The organism is Streptomyces sp. NBC_00536, from assembly GCF_036346295.1.
Classification (GTDB): Bacteria; Actinomycetota; Actinomycetes; order Streptomycetales; family Streptomycetaceae; genus Streptomyces.
Map to the genome: position 1 here is coordinate 2,755,095 of NZ_CP107819.1, position 21,969 is coordinate 2,777,063.

Below are 21,969 nucleotides of genomic sequence, written 5' to 3' on the forward strand. Positions count from 1 at the left end.
TGGCCTTCCAGTTGATAGCGGCTGCTGTCAGGGTCGGCGAGGTGGGTGTGTGGGTGGAGGCCCCATCGTAGTGCCGTGAGTACGGACACCGCGCGACGGGACTCCGGCAATCCCGCCGGAACGGAAACCCGCCCCCTAGTGGTGACGTCACGTCCTGCGCATACGTTCCCGGGATCGCCCCGTCATACCGAAGGGCGACCGAAATTAATTCGGTCGCCCCAGGTCATGAGCGCTATTTGGCTGATGTTGCGTCAGGAAAGAGTCATCAGAGCGCGGGGAAGAACAGCTTCAGCTCCCGCTCGGCGGACTCCTCGGAATCCGACGCGTGGATCAGGTTCTCCCGGGTGATGGTGCCGAAGTCACCCCGGATGGACCCGGGCGCCGCGGCGATCGGGTCAGTGGGTCCGGCCAGCTGGCGGACACCCTCGATCACGCGTTCCCCTTCGACCACCAGGGCGACGACGGGGCCGGAGGACATGAAGCCCATGAGGGGCTCGTAGAACGGCTTGCCCTTGTGCTCGCCGTAGTGCGCCTCCAGGGTCTCCTGGTCCAGCGTGCGCAGCTCCAGCGCCGGGATGGTCCAGCCGGCCTTCCGCTCGATCCGGCCGATGACCTCGCCGATCAGGCCACGACGGACGGCGTCGGGCTTGAGCAGGACGAGAGTGCGCTGGGTCATGTTCCAACTCCTTGCGGCAAACGGGTGCGGTGCGTCGAGGCTACAGGGGCCGTACGGGCCCCCGTCACGCAGCGTCAGGTGCGGAGGCCTCCGCCTGCGCGGCCCAGCGGGCCTTGATGACGTCGATCTTGCGCCCGTAATGCACCGAACACCACCACAGCCCGGCGAACACCGCACCCAGGATGAACATCGTCGGAACGACGAACCCGCTCAGGATCAGCCCGATCTGCAGCGCCCAGCCGATCTGGACGGCGCCGGGGCGCGAGAGCATCCCGCACAGCAGCACCGACAGCAGCATGGTGACCCCGCAGACCGTCCAGACCGTGGCCTGGGTCAGGTCCGGGTTCTTCATCGCGACCAGACCGGCGAAGCCGATCACGAAGAACTCGCCGATCAGCGTGCTGGCACAGAGCGTGCGCATCTCCTCAGCCCCTCTTGAGCAGCAGGCGGGCCTCGCCCACCGTGATCACGGAACCGGTCACCAGGACCCCGGCCCCTCCGAATTCGGCCTCTTCCTCCGCCAGGGTGATGGCCGCCTCCAGCGCGTCGTCCAGCCGGGGCTCGACCTGCACCCGCTCGGCGCCGAAGACCTCCACCGCGATCGCGGCCAGCTCGTCCGCGCCCATCGCCCGGTGGCTGGTGTTCTCGGTCACCACGACCTCGGCGAAGATCGGCTCGAAGGCCTCCATGACGCCCTTGACGTCCTTGCCCTCGCTCGCGGCGACCACGCCGATCAGCCTGCTGAAGCCGAAGGACTCGGTGACCGCCTCGGCGGTGGCCAGGGCGCCCGCCGGGTTGTGCGCGGCGTCCAGCACCACCGTGGGGCTGCGCCGGACGACCTCCATCCGGCCCGGGGAGGACACGGACGCGAAGGCCTTGCGGACGGTGTCCACGTCCAGCGGGCGCGCGTGCTCGGCGCCGATCCCGAAGAAGGCCTCGACGGCCGCCAGGGCGACGGCCGCGTTGTGGGCCATGTGGGCGCCGTACAGGGGCAGGAAGATGTCCTCGTACTCGCCGCCCAGACCGCGCAGGGTCAGGTGCTGGCCGCCGACCGCCACCTCGCGGGAGACGACGCCGAACTCCATGCCCTCGCGGGCCACGGTCGCGTCCACCTCGACGGCCTTCTTCAGCAGCACCTGCGCCGCGTCCACCGGCTGCTGCGCCAGGATCACGGCGGCGCCCTGCTTGATGACCCCGCCCTTCTCCTGCGCGATCTCGCCGGGGGTGGAGCCGAGCCGGTCCGTGTGGTCCAGGCTGATCGGGGTGATCACCGCGACCGAGCCGTCGATCACGTTGGTGGCGTCCCAGCTGCCGCCCATGCCGACCTCGACCACGGCCGCGTCGACCGGGGCGTCCGCGAAGGCCGCGTAGGCCATCCCGGTGAGCACCTCGAAGAAGGACAGCCGGTACTCCTCGGCCGCGTCGACCATCTCCACGTACGGCTTGATGTCGTGGTAGGTCTCCACGAACCGCTCGTGGCTGATCGGCAGCCCGTCGAGGCTGATCCGCTCGGTGATCGACTGCACGTGCGGGCTGGTGTAGCGCCCGGTGCGCAGCTCGAAGGCGACCAGCAGGGCCTCGATCATGCGGGCGGTGCTGGTCTTGCCGTTGGTGCCGGTGACATGGATGGAGGGGTACGCGCGCTGCGGTGCGCCGAGGACGTCCATCAGCGCGGCGATGCGCGTGACGGACGGCTCCAGCTTGGTCTCGCCCCAGCGGCCGGCCAGCTCCTGCTCCACCTCGCGCAGGGCCCGCTCCACCTCCGGGTCTTCGGGGCGGGAGGGGGCCTGGTCGCCCTGGGGCGCCCCGCCATGGGCGCGCAGGGTGCGGCTGCCGGCCTCGATCACCGCCAGGTCGGGGTCGCGGTCGGTCTCTTCGGCCACGATCTCGTCGAACTCGTCGGACCGGTCGTCGCTCTCAGGCCTCTCAGGCTGCTGCTCACTCACGGGCCCCAGTCTACGGACGGGGAGCACGAGGACTTTCGGCCCGGGCGTTTCGGGACCTTGGGCGCAAAAAGCGTCCAGATCGTTATGCGAGTCTTGCGGCAGGAGATTGGGGAACAAATGCCGCAGGCCAGCAGCAATAAGACGGGGTCCAGCCGCGACATAGGGATAGATCTGGGGACCGCGAACACCCTCGTCTACGCACGGGGCCACGGCATCGTGCTCAATGAGCCGTCCGTGGTGGCGGTCCGGGCGGGCACCACGACGGCCGTCGCCGTGGGCACCGACGCCAAGGAGACCATCGGCCGCACCCCCGGCTCCATCACCGCGATCCGCCCGCTCAAGGGCGGGGTGATCTGCGACTACGAGGCCGCGGAGGAGATGATCCGGCACTTCGTGCGCAAGGCCGTGCCGGGCCGCAGGCCGCGCACCCGCATGGTGGTCTGCGTACCGTCCGGGGTCACCCCGGTCGAGCGGCGGGCCATCATCCACGCCTCGACCCGGGCGGGGGCCAAGGCCGTGCACCTGATCGAGGAGCCGATGGCGGCGGCGATCGGCGCCGGGCTGCCGGTCGCGGAACCGCGCGGCTCGATGGTGGTGGACATCGGCGGCGGCACCACCGAGGTCGCCGTGATCTCGCTGGGCGGGATCGTCACCTCGCAGTCGCTGCGGGTCGGCGGGGACCGGCTCGACGCGGCGATCATCGACTACGTCCGCAAGGAGCACTCGCTGCTCATCGGCGAGCGCACCGCCGAGGACATCAAGTGCGCGATCGGCTCGGCCTGGCCGGACCCCGGGCAGCCGGAGCTGGAGGAGCGCACCTTCACCGTGCGCGGCCGCGAGAAGGTGGCGGGGATGCCCAAGACCCTGCAACTGACCTCCCAGGACGTGCGCTCGGCCCTCGACGAGCCGGTCGAGGCGATCATCGCGGCGGTCCGCACCACCCTGGAGGAGTGCCCGCCGGAACTGTCCGGTGACGTGATGGAGTACGGGATCGTGCTGACCGGCGGCGGCGCGCTGCTGCCGGGGCTGGACCTGCGCGTCGCCTCGGCGACCGGCATCCCGGTGTTCGTCGCGGACAACCCGCTGGACTGCGTGGCCCTGGGCTCGGGCAAGTGCGTCGAGGACATGGACACGCTGAACTCGCTGCTGGCCCCGGCGGCGAAGTGAGCGACCCGGCGGTGGGCCTCGGGAGGCCCCCGGTGCTCGCTCAGCCGCGCGGGAGGGTGGCGACGACCGTGTAGGTGTCGTGCGTGCGCGTCGCGGTCAGGGTGCCGCCCAGGCTGCGGACGCGCTCGGCCATGCTCGCCGTGCCCGAGCCCGCCGAGACGGGGGCGCGCACCGGGCCGCGCACGGGCAGGCCGTTGCTGACCGCGATCCGCAGCTGCGGGCCGTCGGCCGCGATGGACACCTCGATGGTCTCGCCGCGCGCGTGCTTGGCGGCGTTCGTCAGGCACTCCTGGACCACCCGGTACACGGCGGCCTGGCGCAGCGGCGAGAGCGCGCGCACGTCCGGGTCCATGACGAGCCGAACGGGCGAGCCCGCCCGGCCGCTCTCGTCGGCGAGCGCGGGCAGCCCGTCCACGCCCGGGGTGGCGGCCCGCTCGCCGCGCTGCACGATGATCTCGTTGAGCACGAGGTGGGCCCGGCGCGCGGTGTCGGCCAGTTCCTCGAAGTCCTTCGCGTGGGCCGTGTCGCGCGCCCTCATCGAGAGCACCTCGGAGCGCACCGTCAGCAGGGTCAGCTCCCGCCCGACGAAGTCGTGCACGTCCCGCGCGACCGAGCGGCGCTCCTGCTCCACGGCCTCGTAGACGGCCGATTCGCCGCGCCGCACGGCCAGCTCGCGCACCAGGTCGTGCCGGTAGGCGGCGATGCCGACGGCGGCGGCCAGCACCCCGATGGGGATGACCAGGCTGAGGAAGCCGCTCAGGGTGTCGGCCCGTTCCTCGGGCCAGCCCGGCAGGTTGAAGAGGGCGAAGGCGAAGAGGACGTACCCGGTCGTGGCGAGGATCCCGGCCCGCCGCCCGCGGTAGCGGCCGACGGAGTACAGCGCGAACTGGATGAGGGTGAGTTCGTGCAGCCAGCCGATGAAGAGCAGCGCGGTGACGTACGAGAGCCACGGCGCCCGGCGCCGCAGCAGCAGGGTGGCGGCGCCGACGGTGAGGACCACGGCGGCCTGCGGGGCGTTCAGCGAGTTGTCCTCGGAGGCCAGTCCCGGCAGGTCCAGCGCCATCAGCCCGAGGCAGCCCAGCGCGGTGAGGACGTCGAGCGCGCGCCGCGACCCGGCCCAGCTCTCGGAGAGCCGGCGGCCGGCGGCCTGGACCCGGTGGAGCGCCGGGGCGACGGGCTTGACGTGCATGCCCTCCATCATCCGTGGTCGGCGGAGGCGATCGGATCAGCCGGACGCCCGGAAAAGGTGATATGCGGCACTCCGTCATGGTCCGGAACGGGCCTGAAGGGAACCGGAGACGGGCCGGACGGCCCTGCCCCGGCCCGCCCCGGTCTTCGTAACCTCGAAAAGATGACCACCGAGTACTCCCCCGCCGGCGCCCGGCTCCGCGGCCTGCCCCTCCTGCTGCTGATCGGCGGCGTGCTCGGCACGCTCTCCTCGTGCGTGCTGACCTACGACCGCATCCGCGGCCTGGAGGACCCGCTCTTCAGTCCCGGCTGCAACATCAACACGGTCCTGAGCTGCGGCGACGTGATGACCACCTGGCAGGGCAATCTGCTGGGCTTCCCCAACATGCTCCTGGGCGTCGCGGGCTTCGCGGCGCTGGCGGGCCTGGGCCTGGCGCTGGTCGCCGGGGCGGTCTTCCCGCGCTGGCTGTGGCGCGGTGTGTGGGCCGGGGTCGCGGCGGGCTTCGCCTTCACGGTGTGGCTGATCGGCCAGTGCCTGTTCGTGATCGGCGCGCTGTGTCCGTGGTGCATGGTCGTGTGGGCGGTCATGATCCCGCTCTTCTGGTACGTCACACGGCACCTGTCCCGGCCGGGGTCCGCGCTGCGGGCCGTGCCCCACTGGCTGGTCCCCGCGTTCCTCTACCTCCTCGTCGTGGCGCTCATCTTTTCCGTATTCGGGCCTTCCGTATTCGGCTCTTCCGTATTCGGTATTCGAATCCTCTGACGATTTACTGACGGGTTACTTAGGATCGGGTCTCTGCGGCCCTCCGGCCAGGCAGCGAGCCCGACCACCCGAGGCCCCGCATTCCGATGAGTCACGCCCCGACCACCCCTGCCGCCGTCCTGCCCCGGCCCGCGGACCGACGCGGCGGATCCGGCCGCGGCGAAGCACCTCCGGGCCGCCGCCCGCTCCTCGGCGCCCTCGCCGCCCTCGTCTCGGCCCTCATCGCCATGACCGCCTACGGCGCGGGCCTCGCCGCCTTCGGCAGCTACCCCTTCGGCCCGTCGCCGCGCGCCGACAACGACCTGCGCCACCAGTACGTGCCCTTCCACACCCACCTGTGGGACCTCCAGCACGCCGCCGTGCCCGGCGACCTCCTCTACAACTGGCAGAGCGGCTACGGCGTCGGCTTCCTCGGCGACTTCTTCACCTACCTCGCCAACCCGTTCTCCTGGCTCGTCGGCCTCTTCCCCCGCGACCAGAGCGAATTCCCCGTCTTCCTGGTCAGCCTGTTCAGCATCGGCCTGGCCGCCGCCGTCATGACCGTCTTCCTCGGCAGGCTCCGCCCCGGCTCGCCGTGGCTGCGCGCCCTGATGTCCGTCGGCTACGCCCTCTGCGGCTGGACCACGGCCGAGGGCGCCATCGTCCCCATGTGGATGTGGGGCCTGGTCGCCCTCCCGCTGCTCTGCATAGCCGCCGACTGGGCCCTGACCGGCCGCCGCCCGCTCCTCGGCAGCCTCCTCGTCGCACTCTGCTGGTACGCGAACTTCTACACCGCCGCCATGGCCACCCTGGCGGCCGCGCTCGTCCTGCTGCTGCGGCTGCTGACCTCCACCGCCGACGGGCGCACCCGGCTGCGGGTGCTGGGCCGGGCCGCCACCATGACCGCCACCGGCATGCTGCTCGCCGCCCCCGCCATCCTGGTGTGCGCCCTCGCCAACGCCCAGGCCCAGCCCACCGACAAATACGTCGTCAGCGTGGCCACCCCCGCCCGCACCTACCTGGCGATGTTCCTGCCCGGCAGCATCGCGAGCCCCTCGGCGCCCAACGTGTTCACCGGCTCCCTCGTCCTCCTGCTGGTCCTCGCGCTGCCCTTCCAGTCCCGCGTCCCGGTCCGCGAGCGGGTCGCCTGGAGCGTGCTGATCACCCTCACCGCGCTCTCCTTCGTGTTCACCCCCACCGCCAAGCTCTGGCAGGGCCTCGCCCTCCCGCACGGCGCCCCCTTCCGCGAATCCTTCGTCCTCAGCGGATTCCTGGCCATGGCCGCCTGGCTCTGCCTGGCCCGGATGCCCCGCCCCCGGGCCCTGCTCGGCGGAGCCGCGCTGCTCGCCCTGCTCCTCGCGTTCACGTACGACGCCCAGCCCGTCGGCGGCCACGCGCTGACCGGCAGCCTCGCGGGCGGGGCCGCCGTCACCGCGCTCCTGCTGCTCTACGCGCGCGGGCTGCGCCGCCCGGCCCGCGCCGCCGTGGCCGGGCTGCTCGCCGTCACCGTCCTCGCGGGGGCCACGTACTGCGTCTACGGACTCACCGACCTCCTCGACCCGGCCAAGCGGGGCCCCGCCCGCGCCCAGACCATGACCCAGCTCGGCCTCAACACCCGCCAGGCCCTGGGCCCGCGCGACCGGTGGCCCGACGCGCGCACCGACCCCGGGCCGGGGGTCTTCGTCACCAACAACGACGCGATGCTGCTCGGCACCCAGGGCGGCTCGTACTACAGCAGCTACATCACCCGGGAGACCGCCGGAGCGCTCGCCGGGCTCGGCCTCGGCGAGGCCATGGGCGGCCGCCACCTGTGGCCCGTACGGGACCCCGTCCTGCAGGCCCTGCTCGGCATCGGCACCACCCTCGACGTCATCGGCACCGACGGGGTCCGGGTGCGCGAGACGCCCGCCGTGCCGCTCGTCGCCGTACGGCCGCCGGGCAGCGACCGGGCGTACGGGGCCCCCGCGGACTCGGTGTGGGCCCGGCGCCAGGCGGCGCTGGGCGCCCGGGTGTACGAGGTCCCCGTCCTCGGCGCCCAGGACCCGCGGCGCGGCCTGCGGCTGAGCCCGGACCCGGCGGACGCGGGCGCCGCGGGGACGCCGGGCAACACCTTCACCGCCCGGTGCACGCCCGGGGCGCGCGCCTTCCTCTACGCGCCCGCGCTGCGCGCCGACGTCGCGGCCCCCGGCAGCCCCTCCGAAGGCTTCTACGGCGATCCGCCGCAACGCCTGGCCCCGCTCAAGGAACTGGGCACGGTCCCCGCCGACGGCCGCTTCACCTTCACCGTCCACACCGGCGAGGACGGCCAGTCGCTCCCGGCCGACGCCCTCGGCTGCCTGGACGTCCCCGCCTTCGAGCAGGCCGTGCGGACCCTGCGGGAGACCGGCGGCGCCACGGTGACGACCGGCGGCCACACGCTGACCGCCCGCCTCCCCCACGGCTCCACCGGCACCGCCGTGGTCGCCACCACCGCTCCCCCGGGCTGGACCTGCTCGGTCGACGGCGGCCCCGCCCGGCCGCCGGTCTCCTACCAGGGGCTGCTCGGCGTACCGCTGGGGAAGGACGGCGCCTCGCGGATCGCGTGCGCGTACCGGCCGCCGGGCCTGACGGCCGGGCTCGCCGGCACCGGCGCGGGCGCGCTGGCGCTCGTAGGCGTCGGCGTCTTCACCCGGCTGCGGCTGCGCAGGCGCTGACCGGGCCGGACCGGACGTGAACACGGGAAAGGCCCCACACCGATGACGGTGCGGGGCCTTCGCCGTGTCCTTGGGGCTGCTAGGCCGCCGGAAGGGAGTCCAGCTGGGCCTGGAGCCGGGCGATGTCCGCCTCGGCCTTGGCCAGGCGGCCCTTGATCTTGTCCACGACGTTGTCGGGGGCCTTGGCGATGAACGCCTCGTTCCCCAGCTTCGCCTCGGCCTGCTGCTTCTCCTTCTCGGCGGCGGCCAGGTCCTTGGACAGCCGCTTGCGCTCCGCCGGGATGTCGATGGTGCCCGACAGGTCGAGCGCGACCGTGGCACCGGCGACCGGGAGGGTCGCGGTGGCGCTGAACTCGTCGCCCTCCGGCTGGAGGCGCAGCACCTGGCGGATGGCGGCCTCGTGGGCGGCCAGCGCCGTGGCGGACAGGTCCAGGCGGGCCGGAACCTTCTGCTTGTCGTCGAGGCCCTGCTCCTTGCGGAACCGGCGGACCTCACGGACCAGGCTCTGGACGCCCTCGATCTCGGCCGTGGCGGCCGCGTCGCGGAAGCCACTGTCCTTCGGCCAGTCGGCGATCACGAGGGACTCGCCGCCGGTCAGCGTGGTCCACAGGGTCTCGGTGACGAACGGGACCACCGGGTGCAGCAGCCGCAGCATGACGTCGAGGACCTCGCCCAGGACCCGGGCGGAGGCCTTCGCCGGCTCGCCACCCGCGAAGAAGGTCGTCTTCGACAGCTCCACGTACCAGTCGAAGACCTCGTCCCACGCGAAGTGGTAGAGGGCGTCCGACAGCTTCGAGAACTGGTAGTCCTCGTAGTAGGCGTCGGCCTGCGCGACCGTCTCGTTCAGCCGGGACAGCACCCAGCGGTCGGTGGCGGACAGTTCCTCGACCGGCGGCAGATCGCCCTCGATCGTGGCGCCGTTCATCATCGCGAAGCGGGTGGCGTTCCAGATCTTGTTGGCGAACTTGCTGGAGGCCTGGACCCAGTCCTCGCCGATCGGGACGTCGACACCGGGGTTGGCACCGCGCGCCAGCGTGAAGCGGACGGCGTCGGAACCGTACTTGTCCATCCAGTCCAGCGGGTTGACCGCGTTGCCGAAGGACTTCGACATCTTCTTGCCGCGCTCGTCGCGGACCATGCCGTGCAGGGCGATGGTGCCGAACGGCGGGGTGCCGTCCATCGCGTACAGGCCGAACATCATCATCCGGGCGACCCAGAAGAAGAGGATGTCGTAGCCGGTGACCAGCACGGCGTTCGGGTAGAACTTCGCCAGGCTTTCGGTCTGCTGCGGCCAGCCGAGCGTGGAGAACGGCCACAGGCCGGAGGAGAACCAGGTGTCCAGGACGTCCGTGTCCTGGGTCCAGCCCTCGCCGGACGGCGGCTGCTCGTCGGGGCCGACGCAGACGATCTCGCCGTTCGGGCCGTACCAGACCGGGATGCGGTGGCCCCACCACAGCTGGCGCGAGATGCACCAGTCGTGCAGGTTGTCGACCCAGTCGAAGTAGCGCTTCTCCATCTCCTGCGGGTGGATCTTGACCTTGCCGTCGCGGACCGCGTCACCGGCGGCCTTGGCGAGCGGGGCGACCTTGACCCACCACTGGAGCGACAGACGGGGCTCGATGGTGGTCTTGCAGCGCGAGCAGTGGCCGACCGAGTGGGTGTACGGGCGCTTCTCCGCGACGATCCGGCCCTCGGCGCGCAGGGCGCCGACGATGGCGGAACGGGCCTCCAGCCGGTCCAGGCCCTGGAAGGGGCCGTGGACGGTGATGACGGCGTGCTCGTCCATGACGGCGAGGTTGGGCAGGCCGTGGCGCTGCCCGATCTCGAAGTCGTTCGGGTCGTGCGCCGGGGTCACCTTGACGGCGCCGGTGCCGAACTCGGGGTCGACGTGCTCGTCCGCGACGACCGGGATGCGGCGGCCGGTGAGCGGCAGCTCGATCTCGGTGCCGACGAGGTGCTTGTAGCGCTCGTCCTCCGGGTGGACGGCGACGGCCGTGTCACCCAGCATCGTCTCGGCGCGGGTCGTGGCGACGACGATGGAGGCGTCACCTTCCCCGTACCGGATGGAGACGAGTTCGCCGTCGTCGTCCTGGTACTCGACCTCGATGTCGGAGATCGCGGTGAGGCAGCGCGGGCACCAGTTGATGATGCGCTCGGCGCGGTAGATCAGTTCGTCGTCGTAGAGCTTCTTGAAGATGGTCTGGACGGCCTCGGACAGGCCCTCGTCCATCGTGAACCGCTCGCGCGACCAGTCCACACCATCACCCAGCCGGCGCATCTGACCGGAGATCTGACCGCCGGACTCGCCCTTCCACTGCCAGACGCGCTCGACGAACGCCTCACGGCCCAGGTCGTGGCGGGACTTGCCCTCCTTGGCCAGCTCGCGCTCGACGACGTTCTGGGTCGCGATGCCCGCGTGGTCCATGCCGGGCTGCCACAGGGTCTCGTAGCCCTGCATGCGCTTGCGGCGGGTGAGGGCGTCGATCAGCGTGTGCTCGAAGGCGTGCCCCAGGTGGAGGCTTCCGGTGACGTTCGGCGGGGGGATGACGATGGCGTACGGAGGCTTCTCGCTCTTCTCGTCCGCCTCGAAGTACCCACGCTCTACCCAGCGCTCGTAGAGCTTCCCCTCTACGTCGGCCGGCACGTACGCGGTCGGCAGTTCGGAGTCGGGGCTGCTGGGTGTCTGCGTGTTCTCGGTCACGGGCACAGGATACGGGCGGCCTGGGCCCCGTTACGAATCGATACCGCATCCCGGCATCCGTTGACCTGCGCATGGCAGGTCGGCGTCACTGAGCGGATGAACGAGAACGATCAGCAGGTGGCGCAGCCTTCCGTACCGGCACCTCCGAACCCCTACGCGGCCTACGTGTCTTCGCCGCCCCCTCCGCCGTCGAAGACGAAGCGCGCCCTGTGGGTGGTCGTGGGCGTCCTCGCGACCGCGGCGGGCCTGGTGGGCGGTCGACTGGCCATGAACGCGCTCCTGGCCGAAGACGGCCCGGTGGACGCGGGACGCTACAAGCTGGTACCGCCCGCCTCCTTCGAGGGCCTGACCCTCCAGGACTCCGGCCCGCGGGTCGACGCCATCAAGGAGGGCCAGGGAGCCCCGAAGCCCGGCACGACGCCCGTCGCCGTCGTGTACGCCGACCAGGCGGGCACCGCGCAGCTCGTCGTCAGCGGGACCGCGGGCCGCTTCACCGACGACGACCCGGGCGCGGCGGTGACCGCGGGCATGCGGGCCATGGGCATCAAGGACGGAGTGGTCACGACGCACGAGGCCGGCACTCCCGCGGGCGGCGCGCTGCGCTGCGGCACCCTCCCGATCCAGGGCGGCACGCTCCCGATGTGCATGTGGGCCGACCACAGCTCGCTCGTGACGGTCACCGTCCCCATCGAAAACAAGCCGGTGACACTCGACGCGCTCGCGGCGCGGGCGAAGGCCCTGCGCGAGGCGATGGAGGTCCCCGCGTCGTAGTCGGCTCGTAGTCGGGTCGTAGTAGTTCGGTAACTGCCGGGGCCCCGGGGCACGGTGTCACCTGCCCGTCCGTCAGGATGTGAGCAACATAAGTAGTTCCTAAGGGGGACGCGGGTATGAGTTACAACCAGCCAGGTCCGTACGGCGGCCAGCAGCCGCAGCAGCCGGGACCGTACGGGGCCCAGCCGGGGCCGTACGGACAGCAGCCCCCGCCGCAGCAGCCCGGGTACGGCTACCCGCAGCAGCAGCCCGGCTACCAGCAGCCGGGCTACCCCCAGCAGCCCCCGCCCCCGCAGGCCCCGGGCTACGGCTACCCCCAGCAGCCGGGCGTCCCCCCGCAGGGCTACCCCCAGCAGCAGCCGGGTTACCAGCAGCCGGGCTACCCCCAGCCCGGGTACACGCAGCCCCCGAAGAAGTCCAAGACGGGTGTGATCATCCTCTCGGTGGTCGTAGCGATCGCGGTCATCGGCGGCGCGGGCTACTACTTCACCCAGGGCGGCGGCTCGGGCGGCTCCATCTCGGCCGACACCAAGGGCTACAAGCTGGTGCCGCCGGAGACGGTCAACGACTTCAAGAAGGACCCGACTTACACGGAGAAGCCCTTCAGCGACAAGGACAAGCAGGAGGCCGAGGCGGCGGGCATCAAGAACGCCACCCAGGTGGGCATGGCCTATCAGTCCGGCGATCCGAAGAACCCGCTGCTGACCAAGGGGCTCAGCTTCAAGGGCGTCTACGGCGACATCGCCGACCCCGAGAAGACGGTGGACGGTTACTTCGCCATGGTCAAGATGAACACCACCAAAGACCCGAAGAGCAGTGAGGTCGAGCTCGTCGGAAGCCCCAAGACGATGAGTCCGGCCGGCTTCAAGGGCGCCGTACTGAAGTGCCAGGAGGCCAAGTTCACCTCGAAGGACGCGGCCGCCTCCAAGGGGCCCAAGGGAGGCACGCTCCCGATCTGCATCTGGGGTGACTACAGCACCCTGAGCGTGGTCAGCGCCTCGGACGTCGCCTCCCTGCTGGCCGGCAAGCCGGGCTTCACCCTGGAGCAGACCGCCGACCTCGCGGCGAAGCTGTACAACACGGCCCGCGTCAAGGCCTGATCGCAACGACGGTCGGCGCGGGGCGACGCCCCGGCGCCGACCAGTCCCGCGTTCTTATCGCTGGGCTTCAGCGCAAGCCGTGTAAACGTCGCTGTCCTTCACTCCGATGTTCTTCAGGCCGAAATAGCAGCTGTCCCAGTCCGTGATCAATACTCCCTCGCCGGCATCACATGCCGCCTTCACAAGCGGACCCACGTTGTAGCCAACGTTGCTCAGGAATTGACGGCAGTCATACGTATCGGCCGATGCCGGGGACGCCGCCACCATGGGCACCACAGCCGCGGCAAACGTGGCCGCCAAAACGCCGAACGTACGCTTCTTCTTCATACTCTCGCCCCTTCAGGGAATGGTTGGCGAGAGCCAGTTGATCAAGAAGCCCTTCCCGGCGACAGGTCACATAGAACATATGGCCGATTCTCAGGGACTGAAGTCCTGAACACACGAGGAGGGGCGCCCCGGTCATCCGGGGCGCCCCTCCTCGTACGTCCGTACCTGCGGCCGTTACGCCGACTTCTCCTGCGGGCCCTGGTCCTTCGGGACGATCCGCGGGACCAGCGTGGGGTTCACGTTGGAGCGGACGACCTCCGAGGTGACGACGACGCGGGCCACGTCCTTGCGGGACGGGACCTCGTACATCACCGACATCAGGACCTCTTCCATGATGGCGCGCAGACCACGCGCGCCCGTCTGGCGGAGGATCGCCTGGTCCGCGATGGCTTCGAGGGCCTCGCGCTCGAAGTCCAGCTCGACCCCGTCGAGTTCGAACAGCCTTTGGTACTGCTTCACCAGGGCGTTGCGCGGCTCGATCAGGATCTGCAGCAGGGCCTCGCGGTCGAGGTTGTGCACCGAGGTGATGACGGGGAGGCGGCCGATGAACTCGGGGATCATCCCGAACTTCACCAGGTCCTCCGGCATGACCTCGTGGAACTGGTCGCTGGCCTCGATCTCGCGCTTCGAGCGGATCGTCGCCCCGAAGCCGATGCCCTTGGCCCCGGCGCGCGACTCGATGATCTTCTCCAGGCCGGAGAAGGCTCCGCCCACGATGAAGAGCACGTTCGTCGTGTCGATCTGGATGAATTCCTGGTGCGGGTGCTTCCGGCCGCCCTGCGGCGGGACGGAGGCGGTCGTGCCTTCCAGGATCTTCAGCAGGGCCTGCTGGACGCCCTCGCCCGACACATCGCGCGTGATCGACGGGTTCTCGCTCTTGCGGGCCACCTTGTCGATCTCGTCGATGTAGATGATCCCGGTCTCGGCCTTCTTGACGTCGTAGTCCGCGGCCTGGATCAGCTTGAGCAGGATGTTCTCGACGTCCTCGCCGACATACCCGGCTTCGGTCAGCGCCGTCGCGTCGGCGATGGCGAACGGGACGTTGAGCATGCGCGCGAGCGTCTGGGCCAGCAGCGTCTTGCCGGAACCCGTGGGTCCCAGCAGGAGGATGTTGGACTTCGCGAGTTCGATCGCGTCGTCCCGGCCCTGCGCGCCGCCGTTCTCGCCGGCCTGGACGCGCTTGTAGTGGTTGTACACCGCGACGGAGAGCGCCTTCTTCGCCGGCTCCTGGCCGACGACGTAGCCCTCCAGGAACTCGTAGATCTCACGAGGCTTGGGGAGTTCCTCCCACCTGACCTCGGAGGTCTCGGCGAGCTCCTCTTCGATGATCTCGTTGCAGAGGTCGATGCACTCGTCGCAGATGTACACACCGGGACCTGCGATGAGCTTCTTCACCTGCTTCTGGCTCTTTCCGCAGAACGAGCACTTGAGCAGGTCGCCACCATCACCGATGCGTGCCACGAGGTGCTTCCCCTTCGCCTGGGAGACGCCTGGTTCAGCGCTCCTGGTGCCTCTATCCGACGGTACCTTGCCAAGTGCCCCCCGCGGGGCCCCCTTGACGTGGTTCACATCGCCTTCTGCGATGTGCGGCCACGCCAAGGGGTGGCAAGGATCAGACCGCGTTGCTCTTGCGGGTGGAGACGATCTGGTCGATCAGGCCGTACGCGAGCGCGTCCTCGGCCGTCAGGATCTTGTCGCGCTCGATGTCGTCGCGGATCTTCTCCAGCGGCGTCGTCGAGTGCTTGGCCAGCATGGTCTCCAGCTGGTCGCGCATGCGCAGGATCTCGTTGGCCGCGATCTCCAGGTCGGAGAGCTGCTCGCGGCCGGTGCCGCCGGACGGCTGGTGGATCAGCACGCGGGCGTTCGGCAGCGCCATGCGCTTGCCCGGAGTACCGGCGGCCAGCAGGACGGCGGCGGCGGAGGCCGCCTGGCCCATGCAGACCGTCTGGATGTCCGGCTTCACGAACTGCATCGTGTCGTAGATCGCCGTCAGCGCGGTGAAGGAGCCACCGGGGCTGTTGATGTAGATGGAGATGTCGCGGTCCGGGTCCATCGACTCCAGGCACAGCAGCTGCGCCATGACGTCGTTGGCGGACGCGTCGTCGATCTGCACGCCGAGGAAGATCACGCGCTCCTCGAAGAGCTTCGCGTACGGGTCGTACTCGCGCACGCCCTGCGAGGTGCGCTCGACGAAGCGCGGGATGACGTAGCGGTTGTCCACCTGCGGACCGGTGTGGAGGCCGCTCGCGGGAGAGAGGTTGTTCATGTACATCGGGGTTTTCACCATCCTGGTGGCGTTCTGCGGGCTGTCGGCTGGGCTGGTACGTGCGGTGCGTGCCCGGGGGTCCCGGAGCGGGTCCCCCGGTGCCGCCGGGGATCAGGCCCCGGTGCCACCGCCGCCCGGCACGTTGGACGCGGCCGAGATGATCTCGTCGATGAGGCCGTACTCCTTGGCCTCCTCGGAGGTGAACCAGCGGTCGCGGTCACCGTCGCGGATGATCGCCTCGACGGTCTGGCCCGAGTGGAACGCGGTGATCTCGGCCATGCGCTGCTTGGTGCGCAGCAGGTACTGGGCCTGGATCTTGATGTCGGAGGCGGTGCCGCCGATGCCCGCGGAACCCTGGTGCATCAGGATGTCGGTGTTCGGCAGGGCGAAACGCTTGCCCTTGGCGCCACCGGTGAGCAGGAACTGGCCCATCGAGGCCGCCATGCCCATGCCGATGGTGACGACGTCGTTGGGGATGTACTGCATGGTGTCGTAGACGGCCATGCCGGCCGTCACCGAGCCACCGGGGCTGTTGATGTACAGGAAGATGTCCTTCTCCGGCTCGGCGGCCAGGAGGAGGAGCTGCGCCGTGATCTTGTTCGCGATGTCGTCGTCGACCTGCTGACCGAGGAAGATGATGCGCTCGCCGAGCAGCCGGTTGTAGACATGGTCGCCGAGGCCGCCACCGATGGACGGCTCACCCGCGGCGTAAGGCTTCAGATTCGTCACGTATCCACCTGCTCGTCTCCGACGGCTAACGTGCCGTCTCAGCGTCTCTTTCAGGGGCCGCGGCTCGGCCGGCGAGGACCTGTCCGCCGTGTCCGGGTACTCCCGCAACCCTCGTATTCATGGACCCTAACGCGCAGGTCGGACAACGCCATCCCGCTTCCCGAACTGTTCGCTCGGAGCGCAAGGTACGAAGCCCCCCGCGGGGCCATGCCGAAGGGCCCGGACGCACACGCGTCCGGGCCCTTCGGGCACTGCTCGGGTCCTGCTCAGGTGCTGCTCAGAAGCCTTGCGAGGGGGCCGTGACCGACCCCCTGTCCGGGCTTACTTGGCCTCTTCGGCCTTCGCCTCATCGGCGTCGGTCTCGTCGGCGCCGGCGTCGACGACAGCTTCGACCGTCTCGGCGGCCTGCTCCTCGTCCTCGTCCGACAGGTCGACCTCGACACCGTTGGTGTCGACGACCTTGGCGGCCTCCACGACGACCGCGAGGGCCTTGCCGCGGGCGACCTCGCCGACCAGCATCGGGACCTGGTTGCCCTCGACGACGGCCTGGGCGAACTGGTCCGGGGACATGCCGGAGGACTGCGCGCGACGCATGAGGTGCTCGGTGAGCTCCTCCTGGTTCACGTTCAGCTTCTCCTTGTTGACCAGCTCGTCGAGGAGGAACTGGGTCTTGATGCCCTTGACGGCCTGCTCACGGGTCTCGGCGTCGAACTCCTCGACCGTCTTGCCCTGGATCTCCAGGTACTTCTCGAGGGTCAGGCCCATCTGGCCCAGCTGGTGGTGTTCCAGGCTGTGCTTGCGGGTGTTGACCTCGTCCTCGAGGAGCTTCTCGGGGATCGGGACCTCGGCCAGCTCCAGGAACTTCTCCAGCACGCGCTCCTGGGCCTGGGTGGCCTGGTCGTACTGCTTCATGTTCTCGAGGCGCTTGCGGCTGTCGGCCTTCATGTCCGCCAGCGTGTCGAACTCGCTCGCGGTCTGGGCGAACTCGTCGTCCAGCTCCGGCAGCTCACGGGCGGAAACCTTGGTGACCTTCACGGTGACCTCGGCGTCCTTGCCCTCGGCGGAGCCGCCCTTGAGCTGGGAGGTGAAGGTGGCCTCGCCACCGGCCTCCAGGCCGGTCACGGCCTCGTCGATGCCTTCGAGCAGCTCGCCCGAGCCGATGGTGTACGAGACGTCGGAAGCGACACCGTCCTCGAGCACCTCGCCGTCGACCTTGGCTTCCAGGTCGATGGTGACGACGTCGCCCTCGACGGCCGCGCGCTCGACGACGCTGGTGGTCGCGAAGCGGCCGCGCAGCTGCTCGATCGACTTCTCGACGTCCTCGTCGGTGACCTCGACCGCGTCGACCTCGACCTCGATGCCGGAGTAGTCCGGGATCTCGACGGTCGGGCGGATGTCGACCTCGGCGGTGAAGGCCAGCAGTTCGCCGTCCTTCAGCTCCGTGATGTCGACCTCGGGCTGGCCCAGCGGGTTGACCTCGGCTTCGTTGACCGCCTCGGTGTAGAACTTCGGGAGGGCGTCGTTGACGGCCTCCTCCAGCACAGCACCGCGGCCGAAGCGCTGGTCGATGACTCGGGCCGGGATCTTGCCCTTACGGAAGCCCTTCACCGTGACCTGCTGGTTGATCTTCTTGTACGCCGCGTCGAGGCTGTCCTTGAGCTCCTCGAAGGGCACCTCAACAGTGAACCGAACCCGAGTCGGGTTCAGGGTCTCCACGGCGCTCTTCACGGTTAGGTCTCCTTGTGGCTGACTGCTGGGGTCTGCTGTCGCTGCGATTCAGCGGTTCAGCGGATCGGGCCCGGTACATCAGACACACGGGCACGCAGCTTGCATAGTAACCGCAAGCGGTAAGCAGCCCACAACGCGATCTTCGTCATGACCACGCCGGAGGCGCCGCTGAAGACGGCGCTGGAGATGATGCTGGTCGGGGTGGCCGGATTCGAACCGACGACCTTCCGCTCCCAAAGCGGACGCGCTACCAAGCTGCGCCACACCCCGTCGGTGCGACACGTAGGGTACATGCCCGGAGACGTTCCGACGCGCGCGCGTGGGGAACGGGAGATACATGGCCGACACACACGGCTGGGACACACGACCCGGAATGCGGTGTGCACCCGCCCGCCGGAACCCGCTAGGATGCTGCGTGTGCCACGGTCCCCGACCTCCGGCACGCGCTGTGCGGGCGTAGCTCAATGGTAGAGCCCTAGTCTTCCAAACTAGCTACGCGGGTTCGATTCCCGTCGCCCGCTCTGAAGCACTAAGGGCCAGGTCAGAGGATGTTTCCTCCGCCTGGCCCTTCGTCGTTCCCGGGGCGGCGATCAGCTCCGCGTGCCCCCTGCGTGCCCCTTCCGCTGTGGATCTTCCTTCGTGCCCTTGGCTCTCTTGCGGCCCTTCTTCACGAGGCCGCTCAGCGCGTCGGCGATCAGCCGGTCCCGGTCGGCGCTCGCGTGCTGGTAGATCAGCGCGGCGCGGGCGGTGCTGTGGCCCATCCGCGTCATCAACTCCCGCGTGCTGGCCCCCGTCGACGCGGCGAGCGTGTTGCCCGTGTGCCGAAGGTCATGGAAGTGCAGTCCCTTGACCCCCGCCTCACGGCACGCCTTCTGCCACAGCCGGTTGAAGTGGTTCCGGCGCGGGGTCGCCCCCTTGGCCCCCACGAAGACACGCCCGTCGGCGCCTGCCTCGGCGTACCTCTTCAGATGTTCGTCGAGGTCCGGAAGGATCACCCCAGGGATGGAGACCGTCCTCTTACCCGCGGCGCTCTTCGGCGCCTTGATCTCCCGCTGCCCGTTGCTCAGCTCGGCGACGGCCCGCCGGACGCGCACGGCCCCGTGCTCCGTGTCGACATCCCGTCGGTGCAGGCCGATCAGCTCGCCCCAGCGCAGTCCGAGAAACCCGGCCATGAGCACGAGGGCTCGATAGCGCGGCTGTATCGCGTCGGCCAGCGCGTAGACCTCCTTGACCGTGGCGGTCGGCCGCTCCGGCGTGTGGACGCTGCTGGCTCCCTTGACCTGGCAGGGATTGCGCCGGATCAGCTCGTCGGACACGGCCGTCCCCAGGATGGCCCGGAGCAGGGCGTAGGCCTTGGCCACAGTGATGGTCCCGGTCCCGCCGGCCAGCTTGTCGGCACGCCAGCTGCGTACCAGGGGCGGCGAGATCTCCGCCAGGTGGACGGCGCCGAGGACCGGCTCCAGGTGGTGCTTGAGGAGCGAGCCGTAGAGCTGCCGCGTGGTGCTGGTCAGCTCGCGCTCCTTGATCCAGGCGACGGCGTACGGCCCGAAGGCGACCTTCCCGGCGTCCGGATCCTGCCAGTCGCCCCGGCGCATCTCGGTCTGCTTGTCGGCGAGCCAGTCGTCGGCGTCCCTCTTCGTACGGAACGTCTCGGGCGCGGGACGGAGCTGTCCGTCCGGGCCGAGGTACCGGGCCTGGTACCGGCCGGAGGGCAGCTTGCGAACCCGGCCGAACGGTCGACGCTTCCCGGCCATCAGGCAGCCACCCCCATCCGGCGGCGACGCGGCTCGACGGTGTTCGCGGCGAGGTACTCGCGCACCGCGCTTTCCGGGATGCGGACGTGACGGCCGACCTTCACGTAGGTGATCCGCCGCTCTTCCACGAGGCGACGGGGGAACCGCACGGTGGTGCCGAGCAGTTCGGCGACCTGGACGACGTTGAGGAAACGCTCATTCATGCTGCTCTCCTTGCAGGGCTTCGCGGGCGGTCTGGCGGTTGAGCTGGATCCCTTGGGCGATGGTCGCGGCGAGGACCGACTCCCCCGGGCTGTGCCCGTGCCCGGCGTACTGCCAGGAGGAGAGGACAAGCACGGTGCCCGGCTCGGCTTCGGCAAGCCCGCGGGCCTCGCGCTCCTGGGCGGCGCGGTAGTCGGCGCGGGTCTGGCGCAGGGCCCCGAGGGTGGTGGAGTAACGGCGGGACTTGGTGGAGAAGTGGCCGCGGAAGCCGAGCATGTGCGACCAGGCGGCGAGGCGACGGTCCGGGTATAGCGGGTCCAGGTCGAGGCAAGCCTCGATGAGGCGGGCGGTGTGGTCAGGAACGTCGAGGAGGACGAGGGCTTCGCGGTTGCCGATCCGGCGATCGAGGGTGCCGGTGTTCTCGGCCGCCTTGGTCGCGTACTTGGCGACGTACGAGGCGACGGCCTGCTCCGTGATGTCGGAACCGTCCCCGAAGGCCTTGATGGGGCGTACGTCAAGCTGCGTGCCCCACCGGAAGGTGTGGGCGGGCTGGTTGGCGACGGCCGGGACTGACACCGAGGTGTACGCGTGGGCAGCGGCGGCCCGTATGGAGCGGTCGAGGAGTTCGGTGCTGGCCCAGTGGGGCGGCGGAGTGCCCGGCCCCTTCGGTCCGTCGATGCGGATCACGGCGTGGAAGTGGATGGCGCCGCGCTTCTGGAACTCAGCGACCTTGCCGTACGAGATGCGGGCAGACTCCTTCAGCTCGCGCTGTGTCAGTCCGGCGGAGGCGGCGATCTCGCGGCGCAGCCGGGTCGTGAAGCGTTGCCAGAGCTGTCCGGCGTGGTTGTTGAAGAGGACGGCCGCGGCGTAGTCGTACGTGGCCGGATCAAGGGCGGTGCCCAGTTCGGAGGTGCCCTCCTGGTGGTGCTGACCGCAGCGGCAGGCACGGCCGGTGGGGCGGTTGTGGACCGCCCCGAAGGACGGGGCCGTGAGGGTGGCGAAGACGCGGGGGTGTTCGCGGACGGTGGCGGGGATTGCCCGGTGCTCATCCCCGGCCAGCCCTGCGCGGATGAGGTGGTACGTGTCACCGGAGTAGGTCCAGGCACAGGCGGGGCAGCGGGAGGCGCGGCGGTTGCCGCAGGCGATCCGGAGACGGGCGCCAGGTTCGTCGCCGGTGGAGTAGCGGTGCAGGACCTCCCCCGAGGCCTTCTCCTTGGCCACGGTCCAGCCGGTGATGTGGATCGGGTCGGAGCAGCCGCCCGTGCGGCGGATCTGGTCCTCCCAACGGGCGTAGTCGGGGGCCGCGGCCACCTTCAGCATTTCGCCGAGGAGGCCCGGGGCGGGGTGGTGCCGGGACATGATGGTGCTTCCTTCCGGGTCTTTTGGTTCGGGCAGGAGCACGGCACCGGGACGGCGGAGACTTGGCGGTTGAGGCCGTCCCGGTGCCGGTCAGCGGTGGTTCTGGCCGTTGAGGAGCGAGCGCAGGACGACGGCGCAGACGGCGACCGAGGCGCCGGTGATGGCGACGGCCAGGAACATCGAGACCAGGACCGCGCCGACGACGAGGACCAGGCCCGCGCCACCGGCGACGGCGGCGACGAGGCCAACCGGAGTGAGACGGACGGCGGGCAGCTGCACACGGGACGTCGGCTGAACCGGGGCGTGGTGGCAGCCGCAGGCGGGAGCAGCACTCGTGTGGGGCTCGTGGGGCTCAACGGCGGTGGTCGGCTGGTCGAGCGGGATGACGAGGCCGGTCGGGAGCGGGTTGACCGGGATCTTGGGCCGGATCATGAGGTTCTCCTTCCGGGGTGGTTACTTGTTGATCGCGGTGTCGATGGCCGGGGCGAGGAAGCTGTCCGCGAGGAGGAAGCCGCCGAGGAGGATCACGGCGACGAGCCACCAGGGCGGGCGGATGAGCTTCACGCCGAGGACGCCGACGGCGAGGAGGGCGAACCAGAGCGGAACGTCCATGGCTTTGGC

The 21,969-nt window shown here is 70.1% G+C and carries 20 protein-coding genes and 2 tRNA genes; 6 read left to right on the forward strand and 16 right to left on the reverse strand.

What is annotated here, in order from left to right; translation table 11 throughout:
• Positions 1-265: 265 nt before the first annotated feature.
• The 3 genes from ndk to folC all read right to left on the reverse strand — a co-directional run bounded on the left by ndk (position 266) and on the right by folC (position 2,622).
• A complete protein-coding gene (gene ndk, locus OHS33_RS11995; protein WP_330330378.1) occupies positions 266-676 on the reverse strand; it encodes a nucleoside-diphosphate kinase in 411 nt (136 codons plus the stop codon).
• 64 nt (positions 677-740) lie between these two features.
• Positions 741-1,097, reverse strand: coding sequence for a DUF4233 domain-containing protein (locus OHS33_RS12000; RefSeq protein ID WP_330330379.1), 357 nt, complete (start codon positions 1,095-1,097; stop codon positions 741-743).
• A gap of 4 nt (positions 1,098-1,101) precedes the next feature.
• Entirely contained in the window at positions 1,102-2,622 is a 1,521-nt protein-coding gene (folC, locus tag OHS33_RS12005) for a bifunctional tetrahydrofolate synthase/dihydrofolate synthase (RefSeq protein WP_330330380.1), read from the reverse strand.
• A gap of 117 nt (positions 2,623-2,739) precedes the next feature.
• On the opposite strand from folC, the gene OHS33_RS12010 reads away from it, so the two are divergent.
• Positions 2,740-3,789: a rod shape-determining protein gene (locus OHS33_RS12010; RefSeq protein ID WP_330330381.1), complete on the forward strand. Its 1,050-nt coding sequence runs from the start codon at positions 2,740-2,742 to the stop codon at positions 3,787-3,789.
• Positions 3,790-3,829: 40 nt separating this feature from the next.
• Here the strand turns inward: OHS33_RS12010 and OHS33_RS12015 are convergent, their stop codons facing one another.
• On the reverse strand, positions 3,830-4,978 hold the full coding sequence (locus OHS33_RS12015) for a sensor histidine kinase (RefSeq protein ID WP_330330382.1): 1,149 nt from the start codon (positions 4,976-4,978) through the stop codon (positions 3,830-3,832).
• 162 nt (positions 4,979-5,140) lie between these two features.
• Here OHS33_RS12015 and OHS33_RS12020 point away from each other — a divergent pair, with 162 nt between their 5' ends.
• Both OHS33_RS12020 and OHS33_RS12025 read left to right on the forward strand, forming a co-directional pair.
• Positions 5,141-5,740 carry a vitamin K epoxide reductase family protein gene (locus tag OHS33_RS12020; RefSeq protein ID WP_330330383.1) on the forward strand — a complete coding sequence of 200 codons (600 nt, stop codon included), beginning with the start codon at positions 5,141-5,143 and terminating at the stop codon, positions 5,738-5,740.
• 86 nt (positions 5,741-5,826) lie between these two features.
• A complete protein-coding gene (locus OHS33_RS12025; RefSeq protein WP_330330384.1) occupies positions 5,827-8,412 on the forward strand; it encodes a YfhO family protein in 2,586 nt (861 codons plus the stop codon).
• 79 nt (positions 8,413-8,491) lie between these two features.
• Here the strand turns inward: OHS33_RS12025 and OHS33_RS12030 are convergent, their stop codons facing one another.
• A complete protein-coding gene (locus tag OHS33_RS12030; RefSeq protein WP_330330385.1) occupies positions 8,492-11,113 on the reverse strand; it encodes a valine--tRNA ligase in 2,622 nt (873 codons plus the stop codon).
• Positions 11,114-11,209: 96 nt separating this feature from the next.
• Here OHS33_RS12030 and OHS33_RS12035 point away from each other — a divergent pair, with 96 nt between their 5' ends.
• A complete protein-coding gene (locus OHS33_RS12035) occupies positions 11,210-11,884 on the forward strand; it encodes a hypothetical protein (RefSeq protein WP_330330386.1) in 675 nt (224 codons plus the stop codon).
• Positions 11,885-12,000: 116 nt separating this feature from the next.
• Positions 12,001-12,984: a hypothetical protein gene (locus tag OHS33_RS12040; RefSeq protein ID WP_330330387.1), complete on the forward strand. Its 984-nt coding sequence runs from the start codon at positions 12,001-12,003 to the stop codon at positions 12,982-12,984.
• Positions 12,985-13,038: 54 nt separating this feature from the next.
• Here OHS33_RS12040 and OHS33_RS12045 read toward each other — a convergent pair whose 3' ends face one another.
• The 6 genes from OHS33_RS12045 to OHS33_RS12070 form a co-directional block, all read right to left on the reverse strand.
• Positions 13,039-13,311 carry a hypothetical protein gene (locus OHS33_RS12045; RefSeq protein WP_330330388.1) on the reverse strand — a complete coding sequence of 91 codons (273 nt, stop codon included), beginning with the start codon at positions 13,309-13,311 and terminating at the stop codon, positions 13,039-13,041.
• 174 nt (positions 13,312-13,485) lie between these two features.
• On the reverse strand, positions 13,486-14,772 hold the full coding sequence (gene clpX, locus OHS33_RS12050) for an ATP-dependent Clp protease ATP-binding subunit ClpX (protein WP_330330389.1): 1,287 nt from the start codon (positions 14,770-14,772) through the stop codon (positions 13,486-13,488).
• Positions 14,773-14,923: 151 nt separating this feature from the next.
• Positions 14,924-15,598, reverse strand: a complete 675-nt coding sequence (locus tag OHS33_RS12055; protein WP_330330390.1) for an ATP-dependent Clp protease proteolytic subunit — start codon at positions 15,596-15,598, stop codon at positions 14,924-14,926.
• Positions 15,599-15,688: 90 nt separating this feature from the next.
• Positions 15,689-16,306, reverse strand: coding sequence for an ATP-dependent Clp protease proteolytic subunit (locus OHS33_RS12060; RefSeq protein ID WP_053674923.1), 618 nt, complete (start codon positions 16,304-16,306; stop codon positions 15,689-15,691).
• A gap of 321 nt (positions 16,307-16,627) precedes the next feature.
• Positions 16,628-18,034 (reverse strand): trigger factor, encoded by a 1,407-nt coding sequence (tig, locus tag OHS33_RS12065; protein ID WP_330330391.1) that lies wholly within the window; start codon positions 18,032-18,034, stop codon positions 16,628-16,630.
• A 193-nt stretch (positions 18,035-18,227) separates the two neighbouring features.
• Positions 18,228-18,304, reverse strand: a tRNA-Pro gene (locus OHS33_RS12070).
• 180 nt (positions 18,305-18,484) lie between these two features.
• Between OHS33_RS12070 and OHS33_RS12075 the strand changes: the two genes are divergently transcribed.
• Positions 18,485-18,555: transfer RNA gene (locus OHS33_RS12075), tRNA-Gly, on the forward strand.
• Positions 18,556-18,624: 69 nt separating this feature from the next.
• Here the strand turns inward: OHS33_RS12075 and OHS33_RS12080 are convergent.
• The 5 genes from OHS33_RS12080 to OHS33_RS12100 form a co-directional block, all read right to left on the reverse strand.
• Positions 18,625-19,788 (reverse strand): tyrosine-type recombinase/integrase, encoded by a 1,164-nt coding sequence (locus tag OHS33_RS12080; RefSeq protein ID WP_330330392.1) that lies wholly within the window; start codon positions 19,786-19,788, stop codon positions 18,625-18,627.
• Positions 19,788-19,991, reverse strand: a complete 204-nt coding sequence (locus tag OHS33_RS12085) for an excisionase family DNA-binding protein (protein ID WP_330330393.1) — start codon at positions 19,989-19,991, stop codon at positions 19,788-19,790. The genes OHS33_RS12080 and OHS33_RS12085 overlap by 1 nt, the downstream gene beginning before the upstream one ends.
• Positions 19,984-21,348 carry a replication initiator protein RepSA gene (gene repSA, locus OHS33_RS12090; protein ID WP_330330394.1) on the reverse strand — a complete coding sequence of 455 codons (1,365 nt, stop codon included), beginning with the start codon at positions 21,346-21,348 and terminating at the stop codon, positions 19,984-19,986. The genes OHS33_RS12085 and repSA overlap by 8 nt, the downstream gene beginning before the upstream one ends.
• 90 nt (positions 21,349-21,438) lie before the next feature.
• A complete protein-coding gene (locus tag OHS33_RS12095) occupies positions 21,439-21,780 on the reverse strand; it encodes a SpdD-like protein (RefSeq protein ID WP_330330395.1) in 342 nt (113 codons plus the stop codon).
• 21 nt (positions 21,781-21,801) lie between these two features.
• Positions 21,802-21,960: a hypothetical protein gene (locus OHS33_RS12100; RefSeq protein ID WP_107084747.1), complete on the reverse strand. Its 159-nt coding sequence runs from the start codon at positions 21,958-21,960 to the stop codon at positions 21,802-21,804.
• Positions 21,961-21,969: the final 9 nt, after the last annotated feature.